The sequence below is a fragment of the Micromonospora sp. URMC 103 genome (genome assembly GCF_051386435.1).
In the GTDB taxonomy this organism is placed as follows: Bacteria; Actinomycetota; Actinomycetes; order Mycobacteriales; family Micromonosporaceae; genus Micromonospora.
In genome coordinates, this window is record NZ_JBPQTR010000005.1 from 138,272 (window position 1) to 159,070 (window position 20,799).

The window sequence follows — 20,799 nt, forward strand, 5'->3', positions numbered from 1 at the left end:
CGTCGACGGTAGCCGCCGCGCCGGCGGCCGGCACGAGTGGGCGGCGTCGCGCGTCCGGCCGACAAGCCACGCGGCGGGTCCTCTCGGCTCAGGGCGCCGCCGGGCCGGCGGCGACCGCGGCGGCGTACCGGTCGGCGAGCCGGCGCAGCAGGTCGCGCAGCGCGGGCGGGTCGAGCACCTCGAACGGCACGTCGAGGGTGCCGAGGAACGCGGCGAGGTTGGCCAGCGACTCGCCGCCGGTGTGCAGTAGGCAGCTCCGCTCGTCGACGGCCTCGAGCAGGCCGGCCGTGGACGGCATCCGCCGCGCCATCTCGGCGGCGGCAGCGTGCAGGCGCACCGTGGCGGGGTGCGGCCAGGCCGCCGACCCGACGCCGCGCAGCACGTGTGCGACCGCGTCGCCCCCGGGCGGCTCGCGGGGGGCGAAACGTGGGCCGGTCGGCACCCGTGGCGTCATCCGGTCGGCGCGGAACGTCCGCCAGTCCGCGCGCTCCGGGTCCCAGCCGAGCAGGTACCAGCGCCGCCCGGTGTAGACGAGTCGGTGCGGCTCGACGCTGCGCACGCTGTCGGTGCCGTCGTGCCCCACGTAGCCGAAGCGCAGGCGTTCGCGGCGCTGGATGGCCACCGCGACGGCGGTCAGCGTGGCGACGTCCACGGTGGGCCCGCCGGCCGCGGCGGAGACCGTGGCCGCCCGCAGCGTGTCGACCCGGTGCCGGAGCCGGGACGGCAGCGAGCGTTCCAGTTTGGCCAGCGCCCGCAGGGACGTCTCCTCGATGCCGGCCACCGTGCCGGCCGCGGCGGCGCGGAGACCCACCGCGACGGCGACGGCTTCCTCGTCGTCGAGCAGCAGCGGCGGCAGCGCGGAGCCGGCCCCGAGGCGGTAGCCCCCGCCGGTGCCCGGCCGGGAGTCGACCCGGTAGCCGAGGACGCGCAGCCGCTCGACGTCGTTGCGGACGGTCCGGGTCGTCACCCCGAGGCGTTCGGCGAGGTCGGTCCCGGGCCGGTCCCGGCCGTCCTGGAGGAGCGCCAGCAGCTTCAGCAACCGGACCGAGGTTTCGAGCATGCCGCAAGTCTGTCAGCAATCGCGGAACCGGAGGTTCCTCAAGCCTCCGTAGCGTCGGGTGCAGAGTCACCGACGAGAGGAATTCCGATGCAGTTGCGAGGACTGGCCACCGTCAGCTTCTGGGCCGCCGACCTGACCGCCGCGAAGACCTGGTACGCGGACCTGTTCGGCACGGAGCCCTACTACGAGGTGCGCGACGCCGAGGGCCGGCCCGCGTACTACGAGTTCCGGCTCGGCGACCACCAGCACGAGCTGGGCCTCATCGACAGCCGGTACGCCCCGGGCGGCGCGCCGGGCGCCCCCGGGGGCGCGATCGTCTACTGGCACGTCGACGACCTCGACGCCACCGTGGCGGCGCTGCTCGCCGCCGGGGCGCGGCCGCACCAGCCGCCCACACCGCGCGGTGCCGGGGACTTCGTGACCGCCTCGGTCGTGGACCCGTTCGGCAACATCCTCGGCGTCATGCGCAACCCGCACTACCTGGAGATGCTCGGTTCGACGCGGTGGTGATCCCGGGCCGGGCCGGCGGGTCGGCCCGCCGGTTCCCCGGCCGCGCCGGGGTCACCGGGGAAACCGCGCCCGTACCGCGTCGATCCAGGTGTCCCGCGAGATCGGCCCGTCGAAGCGCAGCCGGTCGTACGCCGTGAACGAGGGCTCCAGCATGTCCAACTCGTCGACCAGCGCGTGCAGCCGCGCCAGGCGGGCGTCGTCCGCCGGGCCGGCGTCCAGCGCGTCGACGGTGGCGCCGATGGCGTCCACCAGCTCGCCCTTGCGTCGGATGGTGGCCGGGGTGACCGAGTGCAGGCACACGTACTGCCCGCTGAGGTAGGCGTCCCACTCCTCCGCGCCCTCCGTGCGGTCCGTCCAGTGCGCCACGAACCACTCGGCCAGACGCTCCGTGCCGCCGGCCCGCTCCGCGAGGGAGAACAGGTCGGCCGGCACCATCTGCGCGCCGTCGGACCGCAGGTACGACGGCAGCGGCAGCCGCCCGTCGAGCATCAGCCGGCGTACGTCGTCGGGGTCGCGTCCGTGGGCCGCGCAGAGCGTGTCGAGCACCCGGTACTGCCGGCTCACGTAGGCGTCGTCCGCCTCCGTCATCGGGTGATCGCCGTTGACCTCCCGGAACCGTGCGGCCACCCGCTGGTCGAGATTCACGTTGCCTCCCTCGTTCGAGCCTGGTCCGGCACGCTAGCCCGGGGATCGTGCGGCGCCCGCCGAAACGTGGCGGGGATGGATATCCGTTGCGGCCGTCCGGCGGGCCGCATACCGTTCTCGTCGCAAGGTCAACAGACCAGGACCCAGGGAGTACGCCGTGTCGCAGCTCACCAGCACCCGGACCGGGCGGCCCGCGCCGCGCGGTGGTGTGTGGCTGTCCACGGGTGAACCAGCCCTGGGTCAGCGCCGGTTCGTGGGGGGCCGGCGTCGGGGGAGGCGGCGCGACTGACGCGCCCGCGCGCACGCGCAGCCGCCCACCCCGCCGGGGTCCGGGCGGCTTTTTCGTCCGGACGCCGGCACCGGGCGGGGCGGGGGGTCGCCCGCCCGGGCTCGGGCCGTTGGAGCAGCGGAAGCTCACCCGGTTCTCACCCGGGAGGTCACGGGTTCGAATCCCGTACGGCCTGCAGGACGACACGAGGAGACGACGATGGGTTTCACTTCGCTCGCCGGTACCCGGGCGCCGGTCCGGGTCTGGACCGACCCGTACGCGATCGAGGCGCAGGCCGCCCGGCAGCTGCGCAACATCGGCGCGCTGCCATGGGTGGAGGGCGTGGCCGTGATGCCGGACGTGCACTTCGGCAAGGGCGCCACGGTCGGTTCGGTGATCGCGATGCGGCAGGCCGTGTCCCCGGCGGCGGTCGGAGTGGACATCGGCTGCGGCATGTCGGCGGTGCGCACCTCGCTCACCGCCACCGACCTGCCCGACGACCTCGCGGGTCTGCGCTCGGCGATCGAGGCCGCGATCCCCGTCGGTTTCGCGCAGCGGGAGCGGGCCGTCGACCCGCGCCGGGTGCGCGGCCTGGAGCAGGGCGGCTGGGACGACTTCTGGCGGCGGTTCGCCGACCTCGACCGCGGCGTGGCGCAGCTCGAGGTACGCGCCCAGCGGCAGCTGGGCACCCTGGGCGGCGGCAACCACTTCATTGAGGTGTGCCTGGAGCAGGGTGGCGTCGACGACGGGCGGGTGTGGCTCATGCTGCACTCGGGCTCCCGCAACATCGGCAAGGAGCTGGCGGAGCGGCACATGGCGGTGGCCCGGCGGCTGCCGCACAACGCCGACCTGCCCGACCGGGACCTCGCGGTCTTCCTCGCCGGCACGCCGGAGATGGACGCGTACCGCCGGGACCTGTGGTGGGCGCAGGAGTACGCGCGGCGTAACCGGGCGGTCATGCTCGCCGTGCTCTGCGAGGTCGTGCGCGAGCGCTTCCCGCAGGTGAGCTACGACGAGCCGATCTCGTGCCACCACAACTACGTGGCGGAGGAGAGCTACGGCGGCGTGGACGTCCTCGTGACCCGCAAGGGCGCGATCCGGGCCGGCCGGGGTGACCTGGGCATCATCCCGGGCTCGATGGGCACCGGCTCGTACGTCGTGCGTGGCCGGGGCAACCCGGACGCGTACTGCTCGGCCTCCCACGGGGCGGGGCGGCGGATGTCGCGGGCACAGGCGAAGCGGACCTACAGCACCGCCGACCTGGCGGCGCAGACCGAGGGCGTGGAGTGCCGCAAGGACGCCGGGGTGGTGGACGAGATCCCCGGCGCGTACAAGGACATCACCGAGGTGATGGCGCAGCAGGAGGACCTCGTCGAGGTGGTGGCGCACCTCCGCCAGGTCGTCTGCGTGAAGGGCTGAGCGTACGGGCGGGCGTCGAGCCCGCCCGTGCGTCAGCGGTGCAGGTGGGTCTTCCAGTCCTGCGGCACCCGGCCCTGCGGCCCGGGGGCGGGCTGGTCGAGCGGGTGCGAGTGCGGCTCGGCCAGCGCCGGCCCGTCCGCGTAGAACTCGTCGTTCGCGTAGTTCCAGAACCACGACTCGCCCGGCTCGAAGCTCTGGATGATCGGGTGGCCGGTCGCGGCGTAGTGGGCCGTGGCGTGCTGGCTCGGCGAGGAGTCGCAGCAGCCGACGTGGCCGCAGGCCGCGCAGCGGCGCAGGTGGAACCACCACCCGCCGGCGGATTCGCAGTCCACGCAGCCGGCGCCGCTCGGCGGCACGGCCGGGTCGATCGGCGCGGTCACGGTCTGCGGCTCGGGCTCGGGCCTGGTCTGGTCACCCACGGTGCCGAAGTCTGGCACGCGACGGCGGCGACGCCCACTCCGCCCCCGCCGGGTGTGCCGGCCGGCACTGCTCAGAAGGTCGACTTCGGGGTGGTCACACCCTGTTTGATCTTCGTGGGGCCGCTCGCCGAGGGCCGCACGTCGACGTCGAAGATCTCCGTGGGCAGGTAGACCGTGGCGCACGAGTTCGGGATGTCCACCACCCCGGAGAGGCGGCCCTCGATCGGCGCCGCGCCCAGGATCAGGTACGCCTGCTCCGGGCTGTAGCCGAATTTCGTGAGGTAGTCGATCGCGTGCAGGCAAGCGCGCTGGAAGGCCAGTTGCGAGTCCAGGTAGCGCTGCTCACCGTCGAGGGTCACCGAGATCCCGGAGAAGGCGAGCCACTGGCAGTACTGCGGGTTGGTGTTGCCGGGCAGGAAGATCGCGTTCTCCGAGACCCCGTACGTCCGCATCCCGTCCTTGATGACGTCCACGTGCAGGTCGACGTACCCGCCCATCTCGATCGCGCCGCAGAACGTGATCTCCCCGTCGCCCTGGGAGAAGTGCAGGTCGCCCACGGAGAGGTTGGCGCCGGGCACGTAGACGGGGTAGAAGACCCGCGACCCCTTCGTGAGGTTCTTGATGTCCTGGTTGCCGCCGTTCTCCCGCGGCGGTGCGGTCCGCGCCGCCACGGCCGCCGCCCGCTCGAAGTCGGAGCCGGTCAGCGAACCGAGGATCGCGTCCTGGGGCAACGGCGGCAGCGCCAGCGGCGGCACCCGGTCCGGGTCGGTCTCCGCGAGGGTCCGCTCCCGGCGGTTCCACCTGTCGAGGAGGTCGGCGGAGGGGGCCGTGCCCATGAGCCCGGGGTGGATCATGCCGGTGAACGAGACGCCGGGGACGTGCCGGGAGGTCGCCCGCTGCCCGCTGAAGTCCCAGATCGCCTTGTACGCGTCGGGGAACTGGTCGGTGAGGAACCCGCCGCCGTTCTGCTTCGCGAAGATGCCCGTGTACCCCCAGCCCTGCCCGGCGAGCGGCCCGGAGTCCTCCTGCGGGATGGGCCCGACGTCGAGGATGTCGACCATCAGCAGGTCGCCCGGCTCGGCGCCCTGGACGGCGAAGGGTCCGCTCAGGGCGTGCACGATGGACAGGGGAGCGTCACGGATGTCGTCGGCCGAGTCGTCGTTGTGGATCTCGCCGTCGAACCACTCCCGGCAGTGCACCCGGAACGTGGCGCCCGGCTTGACGGTCGCCACCGGCGGGATGTCGGGGTGCCACCGGTTGTGACCGATCTTTTCCTGCTCCCTGAACCTCTTCGTCGAGTCCAGGGGAAAGATGACCTCGGGCATTGCCGCTTCCCTTTCGTCGCACCGCCCGCCACGGTGGCGATGTCTCGTTCTGTCGGCGGTCCCGCGTACGACGGACCGCCGCTGGTGATCAGATCCGCGGTAGCCGGGCGTGGGCGGCCCCGGCCGGCGCGGCCGCCGCGGGTCGCCGCCCGGGGATCCGCGACACGACCTCCGGCGTCTCCGCGCTCGCCGCGGCCCGGTCGAGCGCCGTGCCGAGCGCCCGGGGCGTCCGGGCCAGCATCGGGGCGGACCAGACGCGACCGGCCTCGCCACGACAGGTGGGGCAGGGGACGACCGTGCCGGCCCCGCCGAGCGGAAGCCGCACCTCGAAGTCGCCGTCACGGGGACACCGGTACTCGTACGTCGCCACGTGGTCTCCTCCGCGCCCGTCACCGTCGTTCGTGCGCCCCTGCGGGCCGCGCCGGCCAGGTCAAGGATCGGCCGCATCCGACCGTGCCGCAGGCCAACGTCGCAGGTCGGCCGCGCGGACGCCCGATCGGGTGACGGGAAGGAGGCGCGGCGGCCCGCTCAGCCCATGTGTACGGCGCCGCCGGTGGGCACGTCCTGCCGTCGGACCCGGATCAGCAGCAGGGTCGCGAGGCCGGCGAGCAGGATGAGGCCGGCGGCCCAGGCGAACGCCACCGAGTAGCCGTGCACGAGCGCCTTCACCTGGGTGGCGGGGCTCGGCGCCCGGGACGTCAGGTACCCGGTCACGGCGCTCGTGTAGAGCGTGTTGAGCAGCGCCGTGCCGAGCGAGCCGCCGACCTGCTGGGTGGCGTTGAGTGTGGCGCTGGCCGCACCGGCGTCGTGCTCGGGCACCCCGTACAGGGCGAGGCTGGACAGCGGCACGAACGTGAAGCCGAGCCCCAGGCCGAGCACCACCTGGGCGGGCAGGAGGTGGGTGACGAAGGACGTGTCGACGTCCACCTGGGTGAGCACCAGCATGCCGGCCACCGCGAGCACCGCGCCGCCCAGCATCAGCGGTTTCGCCCCGACCCGGGGCAGCAGTTGGCTGGCGCCGCCCGCGGAGATCAGCACGCCGGCGGTGACCGGCAGCGAGGCGAGCCCCGCCTCCAGCGGCGTGTACCGGAGCACCACCTGGAAGTAGATGGTCAGGAAGAGGAACGCGCCGAACAGGCCCGCGCCGATCAGCGTGGAGGTGAGGTACGCGCCGCCGCGGTTGCGGTCCAGGAGGATCCGCATCGGCAGCAGGGGATGGGCGGAGCGCAGCTCGATGAGCACGAACGCGGCGAGCAGCGCCAGGCCGACGGCGATGAGCGCGAGCGTCGCCGTGGCGTCCCAGCCGTCCTCGGCGGCCAGCGTGAAGCCGTACACCAGGCAGACCAGGCCGGCCGTGACCACCAGCGCGCCCGGCACGTCGTACCGGGTGTTGCCGTGCGCCCGGCTCTCCGGCACCAGCGGCAGCGCGGCCACGACCGCCACGGCGGCCACCGGGATGTTCACGAGCAGGCACCACCGCCAGGAGGTGTACTGGGTGAGGACGCCGCCGAGGAGCAGGCCGACGGCCGAGCCGCCACCGGCGATGGCGCCGTACACGGCGAACGCGCGGGCCCGCTCGCGGGTCTCGGTGAACAGCACGGTGAGCAGCGCCAGCGAGGCGGGGGCCAGCAGCGCGCCGAACGCGCCCTGCAGGGCCCGGGCGGCGAAGAGCATCCCGCCGCTGCCAGCCAGGCCGCCGACGGCGGAGGCGAGCGCGAACCCGACCATGCCGACCAGGAACGCGCGCTTGCGGCCCCAGTAGTCGGCGATCCGGCCGCCGAGCAGCAACAGACCGCCGAAGGCCAGTGTGTACGCGGTGACCACCCACTGCCGGTCGGCGTCGCTGATGCCGAGGTCGGCCTGGGCGTGGGGAAGCGCGATGTTCACGATGGTGGCGTCGAGCACCACCATGAGCTGGGCGACCGCGATGACGGCCAGCGCGAGCCAGCGCCGCGGGTACGCCCCGGTGGTCGCCCCGGCGTCCGGGGTTCCGGGGGTGGTCGAGGTTGTTCCGGGCATGGCGAAGCCTTCCGTGCGGGACGCGGTGCCGGCTGCGTGTGCTCGGGACGGCCCGGCGTGGCGGCGGGACGCCGACGACGGGCTGCGGTCGTCGGCGGGTCGACGGGGTGTCGGGCGCCGTGAAACGGCCTCACGTCCGACGCTAGTGGCCGGGATCGTGTCCCCGCAGCGGCTTGCGGGAACCGTCCCGACACGGGCGACGGCGGCTCGGATCAGCGGGCGGGCACCAGCGTCACGGGCACCCGCACGACGTTCACCCGGCTGCCGTCGCGCGGGGACACCTCGTACGCCTCGACGGTGCCGGGCTGTTCGCGGGGGACCCGCCAGGTGACCGTGGCCCGGTAGTCGCCCCGGCAGCCGCTGCCGCAACTGGCCGTGGTGAACGTGGTGGCGACCTCCCGGCCGTCCCCGTCCAGGACGCGCAGGCTCACCGTGGCCTCGTACACGTCGGCGGTGCCGGTGACGGTCAGCGGACTGGTGACCCGCTGACCCACGGTCGGGCTGGTCACCACGACCGGCGGCAGCAGGTCGGCGAAGTCGGCCCGCCGGACCGGGCCGTCGGGCGCTCCGGCCGGCGGGTCGAAACGCACGGCGCGCACCGTGGGGAACTGGGTGAGCGTCCAGACCACCTGCGCCTGGCGCAGCCGTACGGCGGCCGCGTCGCCGGTGCCTGCGAGCCGGACGGTCGCCACGCCGCCCGCCACGCCCACCGGCTCGGTGCCGGCGGGCACCAGGGTGCTGAGGCCGGTGGCCGCCTCGGCGCGGGTCGGGCCGGCGGCCAGCTCGGTGAGCGCCAGCCGCGACGTGGCCGGGGTGCTCGGCCGGGTCCGCCGGACGGGCGCGAGCCGCCCGTCCCGGACGAGCCACAGCTCGACGGTGATCGTGCCGGTCGGGGTCGGCGCGGGGGTGGCCGCCGGTGGCGGGGTGGTCGGCCTGGGCCGGGGCGGCGGCGTGGCCGGCGGCGGGGCGGCCGTGGTGCCGGCGGGCGTGGCCGGCGTGGCGGGATCGGCGACGGGCGGCGCGGCCGTGGGGGCCGGGCCGAGCGTCCCGGACCGCGGCGGGGCGCAGCCCGCCAGCAGGGCGGTGGCCAGCAGCAGGCCGGCGAGGGGTCGTCTCACGGGCTCGCCCCCCGCCGCGCGGCCGCGCCGTCGTCGGACGCGGCCTCCGCGGTGGGGCCGCCCGCGGGCTCGTCCGGTGCGGCCTTCGTGGTGGGGCCGGCCGCGGGCAGCGTGAGCCGGAAGCGGGTGCCGAAACCGGGTTCGCTCCGCACGGTGAGCCGCCCGCCGAGCAGTCGGGCGTTCTCCTGGGCGATGGCCAGGCCGAGCCCGCTGCCGGGGCCGGACCGGGCCGGGTCGACCTTGTAGAAGCGGTCGAAGAGCCGCGGCAGGTGGCTCGCGGGAATGCCGGGCCCGCAGTCGGTGACGTCGACGACCACGTCCGGCCCGTTCCGGCCCACGGTGGCCCGGACGTCGCGGCCGCCGTGCTCGACCGCATTGCCCACGAGGTTGGCGAGCACCCGCTCCAGCCGGCGGGGATCGGTGGGCAGCGACGCCGGATCGCCGGCCACGGTCACCCGGTCCGGCCAACCGCGGGCCGCGACCAGGGAGTGGAGCAGGGCGAGCGGGTCGACCGGCCGCAGCGCCAGCGCCTCCTGCCCGGCGTCGAGCCGGGAGATCTCCATGAGGTCCTCGACCAGCCGGCGCAGCCGGACGACGTCGGCCAGCAGCAGCTCGGCGGCGCGCCGGGCGTCGCCCGGGAGCTGGTCGGTGTGATCCCGCAGCAGCGAGGCCGCGGCCACCAGAGCGGTCACCGGCGTACGCAACTCGTGCGCGACGTCGGCGGTGAACCGCCGCTCCCGTGCCTGCGCCCGCGACAGCGCCTCGATCTTCGCCTCGAGCGCCTCGGCCATGCTGTTGAACGACGCGGCCCAGGCACTGAACTCGTCCCGCCCGCGGACCGGAAGGCGGGTGGCGAGCAGCCCCTCGGCGACCGCCCGCGCGGCCCGGCTGGCCCGGCCGACGGGCTCGAGCGTGTGCCGGGCCAGGTGGTGGCCGATCGCGGCGGCCGTGAGCACCACGAGCGCCCAGCCGGCCAGCAGCGCCGTCCGGAGCTGGTCGAGGTCGGCGAGCAGTTCCTCCTCGTCGGTGACCACGTACAGCTCGCTGGTCGACCCGGGGATCCGGCCGCCCACCACGAGCAGTCGCGGCCGGGTCGCCGGCGTGGACCGCTCGTACCCGAGCTGGCCCGCGGCGGCGGTGGCCCGCAGCGCCGGGCCGAGCGTGGGAGAGAAGGCGGGGTTGGAGGCGCGCACGTCCTCCTCGCCGGCCAGCAGGACGTGCCGGCCACTGCCCTCGAAGGTGCGCAGCAGCTCGGCGCGGCGCTGCTCGGTCAGGGGTCGGAACTGCCCTGCGAGGACGAGCTGGTAGCGGGCGTCGGCCGCGGCCTGCTGCACCGACGCGTCCAGCCGGGCCTGCCGCAGCAGCAGGTACGACCCGCCGGCGAGCACCCCGGCGGACACCCCGGCCACGAGGACGAACGCGACGGTGAGCCGGCGCCGGAGCCGGCCCGGGGGTACGCGGTCCGCCGCCATGGCCGCACGCTCACGCCGTCGACAGCTTGTAGCCGGCGCCGCGGACGGTACGCACGAGCCGGGGGTTCGCGGGATCGTCCTCGATCTTCGCGCGCAGCCGCTGCACGGCCACGTCCACGAGCCGGGAGTCGCCGAGGTAGCTGTGGTTCCACACCCGGTCCAGCAGCAGCTCGCGGGTGAAGACCTGGCCGGGACGGCGGGCCAGCTCCAGCAGCAGGCGGAACTCGGTGGTGGTCAGCGGCAGGTCCCGGCCGCCCTTGCGGGCCACGAAGCTGCCCGAGTCGATCTCCAGGGGGCCGACGGTGAGGACGGTCCGCTCCGGCGGCGCCGTGCCGCGGCGCAGCACGGCGCGTACCCGTGCCACCAGCTCGGGCAGGTCGAACGGCTTGCGCAGGTAGTCGTCGGCGCCGCACTCCAGGCCGACCACGACGTCGATCGTGTCGGTGCGGGCCGTGAGCATGAGGATCGGCACCGCGCTGCCGCGCCGCACCTCGCGGCACACCTCGAGGCCGTCGAGGACAGGCAGCATCACGTCCAGCACGATGAGGTCCACCGGTTGCGCCCGCCAGACCGCGAGGGCCTCGCGGCCGTCGACGGCGGTGGCCACCCGGAATCCGGCCCGGCGCAGACCGAGGGCGGTGACCTCCCGGATGGAGGCATCGTCCTCGACCACCAGCACGCGGCCGTCCATGACGCCACCAGCGTAGTGCCGGACGACGCCGTGGCACCCTGGCGCAACGGACGGTGACGAGGGCCCGGCCGGCGCCGGGCCCTCGTCCGTGCGGGGTGTCACTGCTGCCACTGGTGGGCCACGTCGAGCACGATCCGGCTGTGCGCGCCGGGATCGTCGAGGACGAGGACCCGGAACGGCAGCCGGGCGCGCACCCCGACCGCGAACGTCGTGTAGCCCTCGAAGCTGCCGCCGAACACCACGTCCCGCAGCGTCGGGTACCGCAGCACGGTGGCCGCGTGCTCACCCACCCGGTACGGCACGGTGGCCGCGCGCTCGTCGTCGTACGCCGGCGCCCGCAGGGAGACCCGCAGCAGCGCGCCGCCCGCCGTGTACGGCGACAGCGGGAGCCCCTCGCCCTCGGTCCACGTCTCGCCGTAGGCGACCTCGTAGCCGCTCACCGGCCCCGCGAACTCGAACACCACCCGGTCGTAGCACTCGTGCCGGCCGGTGCGGACCTCGATCAGCGGCCCGGTGCCGAGGGCGCCGGCCTCCTTCGTGGCGCTGCCCCAGGTGATCCCGCAGTACGGCGACCCGCCAGCCGCCGCCCGCGTGGTGGCCGCCGTGCCGGTGCCCGCGCCCGCCACCAGCCCGGACAGCAGGACGGCCAGTGCCGCCACCGCGCTCCTGATCCTCATCGTCGTCTCCCGTCCCGCTCGTGTCGGTCTCGACGCCCCGCCGGCCGCGTCGCCGGGCGGTGGCTTCGACGTCGACGGTCGGCCGGAACCGCTACCGCGGTTTCGCGACCGCGTAACAGCCGGGCAACGAACCGGTCGGGCGCCGTCGTCACCATCCGCAGGTGCGGGCCGGAAGAGGATAAAGGCATCGTGCGTGCGGCATGTTCAGCCTCTTATCCATGGCACCTGCGATGGGATACGGTGACTGCCGTGACGGTGTTCCGGATCAGCGAGGCCGCCGAACTGCTCGGCGTCAGCACGGACACCGTGCGCCGATGGGTGGACGCCGGCCGCCTCCCCGCCGTCCGCGACGAGCAGGGGCACCGTCTGGTCGACGGCGCCGACCTCGCCGCGTTCGTGCGCGCGCAGGCCGCCGAGCCGGAGGAACGCGCCGAGTTCTCGTCGGCGCGCAACCGGCTGCGCGGCATCGTGACCGCCGTCGTGAAGGACTCGGTGATGGCGCAGGTGGACATCCAGGCCGGCCCGTTCCGGGTCGTCTCGCTCATGAGCCGGGAGGCCGTCGACGAGCTCGGCCTGGAGGTCGGTTCCGTGGCGGTCGCCGTGATCAAGTCGACCACGGTCGTGGTGGAGAGGCCCGCGGCGACCACCGGAAACAGGGGGAGGACCAGCTCGTGAGCGCACCACGACTCCGCACCGCCCTGGCCGCCGCCGTCGCGCTCGCGGTGACCAGCCTGACCGGTTGCGGCGGCGACGGTCCGGCCGGCTCTCGGCCGGGCAACAGCGGCGGCACGGCGGTGAGCGGCAACCTGACCGTCTTCGCCGCCGCGTCGCTGACCGAGTCCTTCACCCGGATCGGCAAGGACTTCGAGGCGGCCCACCCGGGCACGACGGTCACCTTCAGCTTCGCCGGCAGTTCCGCCCTGGCCACCCAGATCAACCACGGCGCTCCCGCCGACGTGTTCGCCTCGGCCGCTCCCGTCAGCATGAAGACCGTCACCGACGCCGGCAACGGCGACGGCGCCCCGACGACCTTCGTCCGGAACCAGCTCGTCATCGCCGTGCCGAAGGGCAACCCCGACGGCGTGGCCGGCCTGGCCGACCTCACGAAGCCGGACGTGAAGGTCGCGCTCTGCGCGGAGCAGGTGCCGTGCGGGGCGGCCGCGAGGAAGGCGCTCGATGCGGCCGGTGTGAGGCTCACCCCGGTCACGCTGGAGCAGGACGTCAAGGCAGCCCTGGCCAAGGTGAAGCTCGGCGAGGTGGACGGCGCGCTGGTCTACCGCACCGACGTGAGGGCCGCGGCCGCCGACGTCGACGGCGTCGAGTTCCCCGAGTCGGCCGGCGCCGTCAACGACTACCCGATCGTCGTGCTGAAGGACGCGGCCAACAAGCCGGCCGCGCGGGCGTTCGTCGACCACGTCCTCTCCGACACCGGCCGCGCCGTCCTCACCGAGGCCGGTTTCCAGGAGCCGTAGCGATGTCCCTTCTCGACGGCGAGGCGCCGCCGACACCGGCACCGCGCCGGCCACGACGCACCGGCCGCGTGCCCGTGGCGCTGCTGCTGCCCGCCGTGCTCGGCCTGGTCTTCCTCGTCCTCCCACTGGCCGGTCTGCTCGTCCGCGCACCGTGGACCACGCTGCCGCAGCGGCTCACCGAGCCCGGCGTTCTCGCCGCCCTGCGCCTGTCGGTGGTGACGGCCACCCTCGCCACGCTGCTCTGCCTCGCGCTCGGTGTGCCCCTCGCGTGGCTGCTCGCCCGGCTCGACTTCCCGGGCCGTCGCCTCGTACGCGCGCTCGTAACCGTCCCGCTCGTGCTGCCTCCGGTGGTCGGCGGCGTCGCCCTGCTGCTGGTCTTCGGCCGCCGGGGGCTGCTCGGCGGCTGGCTCGACGCGACGTTCGGCGTCACGCTCCCGTTCAGCACCGCGGGCGTCGTCCTCGCCGAGGCGTTCGTCGCCATGCCGTTCCTCGTGATCGCCGTCGAGGGCGCGTTGCGCGGCGCCGACACCCGCTACGAGGAGGCCGCCGCCACCCTCGGCGCCAGCCGGTGGACCACCTTCACCCGCGTCACCCTGCCCCTCGTCGCACCGGGCATCGCGGCCGGCGCCGTCCTCTGCTGGGCCCGGGCGCTCGGCGAGTTCGGGGCGACCATCACCTTCGCCGGCAACTTCCCCGGCCGGACGCAGACGATGCCACTCGCCGTCTACCTGGCGCTCGAGACCGACCTCCAGGCCGCCATCGTGCTCAGCCTCGTCCTGCTCACCGTCTCGGTGGTGATCCTCGCGAGCCTCCGCGACCGCTGGATGAGTGGCCCGTGACCACGGACGTCACCGTACGCGGCGCCGGCCCCCGGGTCGGCGCTCCGCTGCTCGACGCGCACCTCGTCGTGGACCGGGGCTCCTTCCGCCTCGACCTGCCCCTCACCGTCAATCCCGGCGAGGTCGTGGCGCTCCTCGGCCCCAACGGCGCGGGCAAGACCACGGCGCTCCGGGCGCTCGCGGGGCTGCTGCCACTCTCGGCCGGGCACCTCACCCTGGCCGGCCGCGACCTCGACCACCCCGGCCGCCGGCTGTGGAGCCCGCCCGAGCGGCGGCCCATCGGCGTGGTCTTCCAGGACTACCTGCTCTTCCCGCACCTGACCGCGCTGGACAACGTCGCGTTCGGCCCCCGCCGTCAGGGTCTGCACCGGCGCGCGGCGCGGGAGCGGGCGGCCGACTGGCTGGACCGGATGGGTCTGGGCGAGCAGGCCCGCCGCAGGCCACGGCAGCTCTCCGGGGGTCAGGCGCAACGGGTCGCCCTGGCCCGCGCCCTCGCCGTGGAGCCGGCGCTGCTGCTGCTCGACGAGCCCCTCGCCGCCCTCGACGCCCGCACCCGCCTCGACACCCGTGCCCAACTCCAGCACCACCTCGCCGCACACCCGGGCGCCACGCTGCTCGTCACCCACGACCCGCTCGACGCCCTCGTCCTCGCCGACCGGCTCGTCATCGTCGAGCACGGCCGGGTCGTCCAGGAGGGCGACGCCGCCGTCATCACGGCCCAGCCGCGCACCGACTACGTGGCGCGGCTCGTGGGCCTCAACCTCTACCGCGGCCACGCCACCGGCCACGCCGTCACGCTTCCCGGAGGGTTCGAGCTGACCACGGGCGATCCGCACGGCGGCGACGTCTTCGTGGCCTTCCCGCCGTCGGCCGTGGCCCTGCATCCCGACCGCCCGGACGGCAGCCCCCGGAACACCTGGCCGGCCACGATCGGCGGCGTCCAGCGACACGGCGACAACCTGCGGGTCCAGCTCACCGGCCCGATCGAGGTGGCCGCCGACGTCACCCCGCTGGCCGCCGCCCAGCTTCGTCTCGCGCCGGGACGGCCCGTCTGGGCCGCCGTCAAGGCCACCGAGACCCGTGCCTACCCAGCCGCGCCGCCGCCGGACCGGCGGGAGCCCTCGGACGGCGACACGCACGCCTGAGCTCGGCCGGCGGCACGGTATGACGTTTCCGCTATGTCGCATATCGACGCCGCTCCATCTACATTCACGTACATCGATGGCGGCAGCGCTGCCGCCACGGGACCAGGGGAGTGCGTGATGTTCCGACGACAAGTGCTGCGTACGGCGGTGGCCGCGCTGGTGGGGGTCCTCGCGGCGGCCGGGGTGCAGGTCGCCACGGCGGCCGGAGCCTCCGCGGTGCGGACGGTCTACTACGACGCGAGCCGCACCGGCGAGTTCCGTACCAACTTCGACCAGGCCGCGCAGATCTGGAACAGCCGGGTCGCCAACGTCCGGCTGCTGCCGGGCACGCCGGCCAGCATCACCATCTACGTCGACGACGGCTGGCCGCGGGCGCAGCCGACCGGGCTGGGCTCCGGCCGGATCTGGATGGGCCGCACCGCCGTCAACCAGGGGTACCACCGCACCCGGATCGCCGCGCACGAGCTCGGCCACATCCTGGGGCTGCCGGACCGGCGCACCGGCCTGTGCGCCGACCTGATGTCCGGCAGCAGCGCCCCGGTGTCCTGCACCAACGCGTACCCGAACAGCACCGAGGCGAGCCGGGTCAACCAGCTCTTCGCCGGCAGCCTGGCCTCGCCCACCGCGGGTCGCACGTACACGTGGACCGGTGCGGACGCGATCGAGCCGCTCGTGGTCGGCGGCCGACCGGCAAGTGAGAACTACTCCTTCATGGTGTACCTCTCCGGCTGCACCGGTTCGCTCATCAAGGCCAACTGGGCGGTCACCGCCAAGCACTGCCCGACCCCCTCGTCGGTGCGGGTGGGCAGCATCTACCGCAACAGCGGCGGCACCGTGATCGGCGTGACCCGGGGGGTCAACCACCCGACCGTCGACGTGAAGCTGCTGCAACTGTCCGGCTCGGTCAGCCACGCGCCGGCCCCGATCCCGACGACCTCGGGCGCGGTGGGCACGGCCACCCGGATCATCGGCTGGGGCCAGACGTGCGCCCCCCGGGGCTGCGGCTCCGCACCGACCACGGCGTACGAACTGGACACCTCCATCGTGTCGGACAGCCGGTGCCTCGGCATCAACGGCCCGTACGAGATCTGCACCAACAACCCGAACGGCAACTCGGGCGCCTGCTACGGCGACTCGGGCGGCCCGCAGGTGCGGCGGGTCAACGGCGTGTGGAACCTGATCGGGGCCACGAGCCGGGCCGGCAACAACAACTCGACCTGCGCGACGGGTCCGTCCATCTACGGCGACCTGCCCGCGATCCGGTCCTGGATCAACACCCAGGTCGGCGGCCTGCCGTCCTGAGCGGACGGTGTGCACCCGGCGCGGGGGACGTGGCGGCGTCCCTCGCGCCGGTGTGCGTGGCGACGACGCGCGACCCGTGTGGCGCGTCACCGCCCGGGGGGTAGTCCCGAGGCGACGCAGCGTGCGGTACGGTGCCTCACATATCGACCCCTTCCGAGGTGACCCCATGCCTGTCGTCGCCGCGCTCGCCCTGACCCTCGCGTTGGCTCCCGCGCCGTCCCCGGCGCCCTCCTCGCCCACGGGGCCGGTCGGCGGCCTGCTCGGCGGCGTCGGAGATCTCGTCGACGGCCTGCTGGGCGCGGGGGGAGGCACCCCGACGCCGCCGCCGAGCGCGACGCCCACGACGCCCGGCCCCTCCGTCACGTCGATACCCACGGCCGTCCCGCCGACCGGCGCACCCGGTGCCGTGCCGACCGGTGCCCCGGCCGGTGTGCCCGGGCCGGCCGGCGCCCCGGGCGCCCCGGGTGCCCCCGGCCCCGTCGGGCCCCGGGGCGGGGGTGACGGCCCGGCGGTCGTGGTGACGGTCCCGCCGCCGACGGCGGCCGAGGGGCAGGGGGCTCCGACCACCTCCGACGGCTTCGCCACGCCGGCCGTCGCCGCGCCGGACCCGCTCATGCGGTGGGCCGTCATGATGCTCGCGGTCGGCGTGCTGGCGCTGGCGGCGGCCCTGGTCGTCCGCCGGCGCCGACCGGCCGTCACCCCGTCGCCGGCCGCGCCGGCCGTCGGGGCCGGGCCGGTACCGCCCGCGGAGCCGGGCGGGACCGAGGGGAACGTGACCCGCCTGCCCACCAACCTCAACGCCATCTACGAGCTGGGCCGCCTCGACGAGCGGCTCGCCCAGGAGCGGGAACGCCGGTCCTGACCGTCCTGCGGGTCGCCGCGGGCCGGGCCTTCCCGGATAGGCTGCCGCCGTGGATCCCCGCGCGGCGCGCATCGACACCCTCCGCATACTAGGCACCGTCGCGGTGCTCGCCGGTCTCGCGACATCCCTGCTGACCGCGGCGGCGGACACGTCGCGGGCGGAGCCGTACCTCGTAGCGGCGCTGCTCGTGCTGACCGGGGTCGGCCTGCGCATCGAGGCGGCCGTCCGCGAGCGCTGAACGGCCGCAGCCTGCGCGTTTTCCGGTGGCAAAGAGGAGGCGCAGGCCGCCGTCGCTCCCGTCCACGACGTGCGCGACATCCTCGCCGACCCGCAGTACGCGGCGCTCGGCACCGTCCGCACCGTGCCGACGAGAACCTGGGCGAGGTACGGATGCAGAACGTCCCGTTCCGGCTTCCCGGCACGCCCGGGAAATCCGCCACGCCGGACGGCGGCACGGTCAGGACACCGACGCGGTGTTCGGCGCGCTGGGGGTTCGCAGCGGTCGCCGACGCGGAGCGGCGCGACCCGGGGACCGTCGTCCTGCCGGACGGCCGGCTCGCCGACCGGGCCATGGTGGCCGCCGCCCGACGAACCGTCGACCTGGCGGCCCGCTACGCCGCCTGACGGTCACGACTCCATCTCGCCGGTCCGGCGGCATCCGCCGTGGCTGGATGCCGCCGGACCGGCGATCCGGTGTCGATCACACGTCGGCGTCAGGTGGTGGCCGGGGCCGGTGCGGTGGCCCTCCCGCGGATCACGGCCGCCGTGGCGCCGAGTACGGCGGTCGCGGCGCCGAGCAGCAGCACGGCGTCCGCGCCGTGGGCCGAGAAGCCGCCGGTCTGGCCGGCCGGCAGCAGGCTGGAGGCCACCGTGATGCTGACGGCGACGCCGAGGGCGGAGCCCACGTAGCGGGCCGTGTTGTTGGCGCCGGAGCCCATCGCGACCCGGTCCGGAGGCACGCTGCCGACGGCGAGCCGGGCCAGCGCCGCGTTGAGCAGGCCGCTGCCCGCCCCGGAAATGAGCAGCCCGGGGATGGTGCGGACCCAGGAGTGCGCGTCGGCGTAGCCGAGCATGGCGAGGTAGCCGACGGCGGTGAGGGCGAACCCGAGGACGAGCTGCCGGGTGGGCGCGACGCGTGCGCCGAGATGGCGCACCTGGTTGCTGACCACGAACGAGGCTCCCGCCCACACGAAGGCCAGGCCGGCGGCGCCCAGCGCGCTGACGCCGATCAACCCCTGCACCAGCGTGGGGAGGACAGTGCTCGGGCCGAGCGCGGCGAGCCCGGTGAAGAACGCGCCGAGGGTGGCGACCCGGAAGTCGGGCCGGCGGAACAGGGCGAGGTCGAGCATCGGCGCCCGGCCGCGGGCCTCGACGGCCACGAAGGCGGCGAGCAGGAGCACCCCGAGCGCCAGGGGAACGAGCACCGCGGGCCGCAGCCAGCCGGTGCGTCCGGCCGTGATGGCGACGAGCAGCAGCGCGAGGCCCGCGCCGAGGGTGAGCACCCCGGGTACGTCGATGCGGGACGACCGCGCGGCGCGGGACTCGGCGAGCAGCCGACCGCCGAGCGCCGCGAGCACGGCGGCCAGGGCCGCGAGGACCAGGTACAACCAGCGCCAACTGCCGAGCGAGGTGAGGGCGGCCGACGCCAGCGGGCCGACCGCGATGCCCGCGCCGAGCATCGACGCCCAGCGGGCCGTGGCGTGGGCCCGGCCATGAGGGGTGGCGAACGCGTGCCCGAGCAGGCCCAGCCCGGCGGCGAGGATCGCCGCGCTGGCGGCGCCCTGCACCACGCGGGCCGTCACGAAGGCGGTGGCGTTGGGCGCAACGGCGGCACCGACCGTACCCACCGCGAGAAGGGCGAGGCCGGCGCGGAACACGCGGCGCCGCCCGAAGTCGTCGCCCAGGCTGCCGGCCACGAGCAGGGTCGCGGCGAGCCCGAGGGTGATCGCGTTGATCAGCCAGGTCTGGGTGGTGAGGCCGGCCGCGAGGCTCCGCGCCGTCTGCGGCAGCACGGCCACTGGCGCGGTGTAGTTCATGAGGACGAGCAGGGTCGCGGCGCAGACCGCGAACAGGGCGCGGGAGTCGGAACGGGACGCGGCCGGCGGCGGAGCGACGGCGGACGGCGCGGTGGCGTCGGCGGACGACGGGGTGGCGTCGGCGGTTGTCGACATGCGGAAGGACCTCTCGGTTCGGTGAACGAACCGACAATAGCAGGGAAGGTTCGTTGAACGAACCGACCGGGGGTAGGATCACAGCATGCCGTTGGGAAAGAGCTACGAGGGGCAGAACTGCTCGCTGGCCAAGGCACTGGAACTGGTCGGTGAGCGCTGGACGCTGCTCATCGTCCGGGACGCCTTCTACGGCGTACGCCGCTACGGCGACTTCCTCACCCACCTGGACATCCCCCGGGCCGTGCTCGCGGACCGGCTCGCCACCCTCGTCGACGCGGGCATCCTCGAGCGTCGCCGCTACCAGGACTCCCCGCCCCGGGACGAGTACCTGCTCACCGACCGGGGCAGCCAACTCTGGTCGGTGATCTACCCGCTCATGAGCTGGAGCGAGCGACACTTCGCCGTCGGCGAGCCGTTGCGCACCTTCCGGCACGCCGCCTGCGGGACCGAGCTCGACCCGGCCGGCCGCTGCCCGACCTGCGGGCACGTCGACGTGCCGCCCGGCGACGTCGAGGTTTCCGCCGGGCCGGGCGTCCCGGCCCAGCTGCGCCAGGACGCGGTGAGCGTCGCGCTGCGCCAGCGCCCGCACCGGCTTCTCCGGCCGCTGTTCTGAGCCGCGCTGACCTCGGATCGTGACCGGCCGCGGGCCGGCTCCCGCTTCGGGCCGGGCCTGCCGGTACCGGGCCGCCTCGGGCGTGACTCGTCTACGGCGCCGTGCCCGCGGGTGACGGCGCGGCGAGCCGGTCGAGGCGGGCGAGCTCGGCCGTGCCGCTGCGGACCACGGCTGCCGCGAGCGCCGTGGTCGCCGGATTGACGCCGCCCCGCCGCTCGGCCTCGGCGACCCGGACCGCCTGTGTCAGATGGGCGCGCAGGTGCCGCGCGACCAGCCGGTGGAACGACGGCCCGCTCGCCGCCCGTAACGCCGCCAGGTCCTCAGCCGTCACCATGCCCGGCATGTCGTGGCCCTCGTGCGGGTTGGTGGCCGGCGCGCCGGAGCCGACCAGCAGCCGGCGGGAGCGGGACAGATCGGCCCGGTGAACGTTCTCCACGCGGGCGGCCAACCCGCGCCAGGCCGGGTCAGTCGTCCGGGTCGGCACCAGGTCGAGGACCTTCAGCAGCCGCTCGTTCATCGCCACGGTGAGCTGGAGCCAGGCCACGTCCGTGCCGCTGAACGCCCCGGTGGCCGTACCGCCGGAGGGCGTGGCGGCGCGCGGCGCGCCGGCGTCGCGCGGTAGGCCGCCGGCGGACCCGGTCGGCGCGGGCCGGGAGCCGACCGGGTTGGCCGGCGGAGGCCCGCCGCCGGTGCCGCAGCCCGCGGCGAGCAGCGCCGTAAGCAGTACGACCGGGCCCACCGGACCGATGCGCATGGCGGCTCCTTTCCGCCT

At 75.1% G+C, this 20,799-nt stretch carries 23 protein-coding genes, 1 tRNA gene and 1 pseudogene; 13 read left to right on the forward strand and 12 right to left on the reverse strand.

Going from position 1 to position 20,799, the window contains the following annotated elements; genetic code table 11:
• Positions 1-88 precede the first annotated feature (88 nt).
• Positions 89-1,060 carry a helix-turn-helix transcriptional regulator gene (locus tag ACSNOA_RS13945; protein WP_436658499.1) on the reverse strand — a complete coding sequence of 324 codons (972 nt, stop codon included), beginning with the start codon at positions 1,058-1,060 and terminating at the stop codon, positions 89-91.
• An 87-nt stretch (positions 1,061-1,147) separates the two neighbouring features.
• Between ACSNOA_RS13945 and ACSNOA_RS13950 the strand changes: the two genes are divergently transcribed.
• Entirely contained in the window at positions 1,148-1,570 is a 423-nt protein-coding gene (locus ACSNOA_RS13950) for a VOC family protein (protein WP_436658500.1), read from the forward strand.
• Positions 1,571-1,621: 51 nt separating this feature from the next.
• On the opposite strand, the gene ACSNOA_RS13955 is transcribed toward ACSNOA_RS13950, so the two are convergent.
• The gene (locus tag ACSNOA_RS13955) at positions 1,622-2,215 is read right to left on the reverse strand and encodes a DUF6058 family natural product biosynthesis protein (RefSeq protein ID WP_436658501.1); all 594 of its coding nucleotides are present in this window, start codon (positions 2,213-2,215) and stop codon (positions 1,622-1,624) included.
• Positions 2,216-2,607: 392 nt separating this feature from the next.
• Between ACSNOA_RS13955 and ACSNOA_RS13960 the strand changes: the two genes are divergently transcribed.
• Positions 2,608-2,679, forward strand: a tRNA-Glu gene (locus ACSNOA_RS13960).
• Between the two features lie 23 nt (positions 2,680-2,702).
• Positions 2,703-3,902: an RtcB family protein gene (locus tag ACSNOA_RS13965; protein WP_436658502.1), complete on the forward strand. Its 1,200-nt coding sequence runs from the start codon at positions 2,703-2,705 to the stop codon at positions 3,900-3,902.
• 32 nt (positions 3,903-3,934) lie between these two features.
• On the opposite strand, the gene ACSNOA_RS13970 is transcribed toward ACSNOA_RS13965, so the two are convergent.
• The 8 genes from ACSNOA_RS13970 to ACSNOA_RS14005 all read right to left on the reverse strand — a co-directional run bounded on the left by ACSNOA_RS13970 (position 3,935) and on the right by ACSNOA_RS14005 (position 11,623).
• Complete coding sequence (locus tag ACSNOA_RS13970; protein WP_436658503.1) at positions 3,935-4,321, reverse strand: UBP-type zinc finger domain-containing protein; 387 nt, start codon at positions 4,319-4,321, stop codon at positions 3,935-3,937.
• Between the two features lie 71 nt (positions 4,322-4,392).
• Complete coding sequence (gene fmdA / locus ACSNOA_RS13975; RefSeq protein ID WP_436658504.1) at positions 4,393-5,646, reverse strand: formamidase; 1,254 nt, start codon at positions 5,644-5,646, stop codon at positions 4,393-4,395.
• An 88-nt stretch (positions 5,647-5,734) separates the two neighbouring features.
• The gene (locus tag ACSNOA_RS13980) at positions 5,735-6,016 is read right to left on the reverse strand and encodes a zinc ribbon domain-containing protein (RefSeq protein ID WP_436658505.1); all 282 of its coding nucleotides are present in this window, start codon (positions 6,014-6,016) and stop codon (positions 5,735-5,737) included.
• Between the two features lie 158 nt (positions 6,017-6,174).
• On the reverse strand, positions 6,175-7,665 hold the full coding sequence (locus ACSNOA_RS13985) for a DHA2 family efflux MFS transporter permease subunit (RefSeq protein WP_436658506.1): 1,491 nt from the start codon (positions 7,663-7,665) through the stop codon (positions 6,175-6,177).
• Between the two features lie 212 nt (positions 7,666-7,877).
• A complete protein-coding gene (locus ACSNOA_RS13990; RefSeq protein ID WP_436658507.1) occupies positions 7,878-8,783 on the reverse strand; it encodes a Gmad2 immunoglobulin-like domain-containing protein in 906 nt (301 codons plus the stop codon).
• Positions 8,780-10,255 (reverse strand): ATP-binding protein, encoded by a 1,476-nt coding sequence (locus tag ACSNOA_RS13995; protein WP_436658508.1) that lies wholly within the window; start codon positions 10,253-10,255, stop codon positions 8,780-8,782. Before ACSNOA_RS13995 ends, ACSNOA_RS13990 begins: the two co-directional genes overlap by 4 nt.
• A gap of 10 nt (positions 10,256-10,265) precedes the next feature.
• A complete protein-coding gene (locus ACSNOA_RS14000) occupies positions 10,266-10,946 on the reverse strand; it encodes a response regulator (protein WP_436658509.1) in 681 nt (226 codons plus the stop codon).
• A gap of 98 nt (positions 10,947-11,044) precedes the next feature.
• A complete protein-coding gene (locus tag ACSNOA_RS14005) occupies positions 11,045-11,623 on the reverse strand; it encodes an AMIN-like domain-containing (lipo)protein (protein WP_436658510.1) in 579 nt (192 codons plus the stop codon).
• A gap of 249 nt (positions 11,624-11,872) precedes the next feature.
• Between ACSNOA_RS14005 and ACSNOA_RS14010 the strand changes: the two genes are divergently transcribed.
• From ACSNOA_RS14010 to ACSNOA_RS14050, 9 genes and pseudogenes are all read left to right on the forward strand, one after another.
• Positions 11,873-12,298, forward strand: coding sequence for a TOBE domain-containing protein (locus ACSNOA_RS14010; protein WP_436658511.1), 426 nt, complete (start codon positions 11,873-11,875; stop codon positions 12,296-12,298).
• Positions 12,295-13,095: a molybdate ABC transporter substrate-binding protein gene (gene modA / locus ACSNOA_RS14015; protein WP_436658512.1), complete on the forward strand. Its 801-nt coding sequence runs from the start codon at positions 12,295-12,297 to the stop codon at positions 13,093-13,095. The genes ACSNOA_RS14010 and modA overlap by 4 nt, the downstream gene beginning before the upstream one ends.
• Positions 13,096-13,097: 2 nt before the next feature.
• Entirely contained in the window at positions 13,098-13,934 is an 837-nt protein-coding gene (locus ACSNOA_RS14020) for an ABC transporter permease (protein ID WP_436658513.1), read from the forward strand.
• A complete protein-coding gene (locus tag ACSNOA_RS14025; RefSeq protein ID WP_436658514.1) occupies positions 13,931-15,079 on the forward strand; it encodes an ABC transporter ATP-binding protein in 1,149 nt (382 codons plus the stop codon). Before ACSNOA_RS14020 ends, ACSNOA_RS14025 begins: the two co-directional genes overlap by 4 nt.
• Positions 15,080-15,196: 117 nt before the next feature.
• Positions 15,197-15,670: pseudogene (locus ACSNOA_RS14030) on the forward strand (snapalysin family zinc-dependent metalloprotease); the annotation flags it as partial.
• An 18-nt stretch (positions 15,671-15,688) separates the two neighbouring features.
• Complete coding sequence (locus ACSNOA_RS14035) at positions 15,689-16,381, forward strand: S1 family peptidase (protein WP_436662297.1); 693 nt, start codon at positions 15,689-15,691, stop codon at positions 16,379-16,381.
• 166 nt (positions 16,382-16,547) lie between these two features.
• The gene (locus ACSNOA_RS14040; RefSeq protein WP_436658515.1) at positions 16,548-17,243 is read left to right on the forward strand and encodes a hypothetical protein; all 696 of its coding nucleotides are present in this window, start codon (positions 16,548-16,550) and stop codon (positions 17,241-17,243) included.
• A gap of 49 nt (positions 17,244-17,292) precedes the next feature.
• Complete coding sequence (locus ACSNOA_RS14045) at positions 17,293-17,481, forward strand: hypothetical protein (protein WP_436658516.1); 189 nt, start codon at positions 17,293-17,295, stop codon at positions 17,479-17,481.
• 152 nt (positions 17,482-17,633) lie between these two features.
• Positions 17,634-17,867 carry a hypothetical protein gene (locus tag ACSNOA_RS14050; protein WP_436658517.1) on the forward strand — a complete coding sequence of 78 codons (234 nt, stop codon included), beginning with the start codon at positions 17,634-17,636 and terminating at the stop codon, positions 17,865-17,867.
• 89 nt (positions 17,868-17,956) lie between these two features.
• Here the strand turns inward: ACSNOA_RS14050 and ACSNOA_RS14055 are convergent, their stop codons facing one another.
• Complete coding sequence (locus tag ACSNOA_RS14055; RefSeq protein ID WP_436658518.1) at positions 17,957-19,414, reverse strand: MFS transporter; 1,458 nt, start codon at positions 19,412-19,414, stop codon at positions 17,957-17,959.
• A gap of 85 nt (positions 19,415-19,499) precedes the next feature.
• On the opposite strand from ACSNOA_RS14055, the gene ACSNOA_RS14060 reads away from it, so the two are divergent.
• Entirely contained in the window at positions 19,500-20,027 is a 528-nt protein-coding gene (locus ACSNOA_RS14060) for a winged helix-turn-helix transcriptional regulator (protein WP_436658519.1), read from the forward strand.
• Positions 20,028-20,118: 91 nt separating this feature from the next.
• Here ACSNOA_RS14060 and ACSNOA_RS14065 read toward each other — a convergent pair whose 3' ends face one another.
• Entirely contained in the window at positions 20,119-20,781 is a 663-nt protein-coding gene (locus ACSNOA_RS14065; protein ID WP_436658520.1) for a DUF305 domain-containing protein, read from the reverse strand.
• Positions 20,782-20,799: the final 18 nt, after the last annotated feature.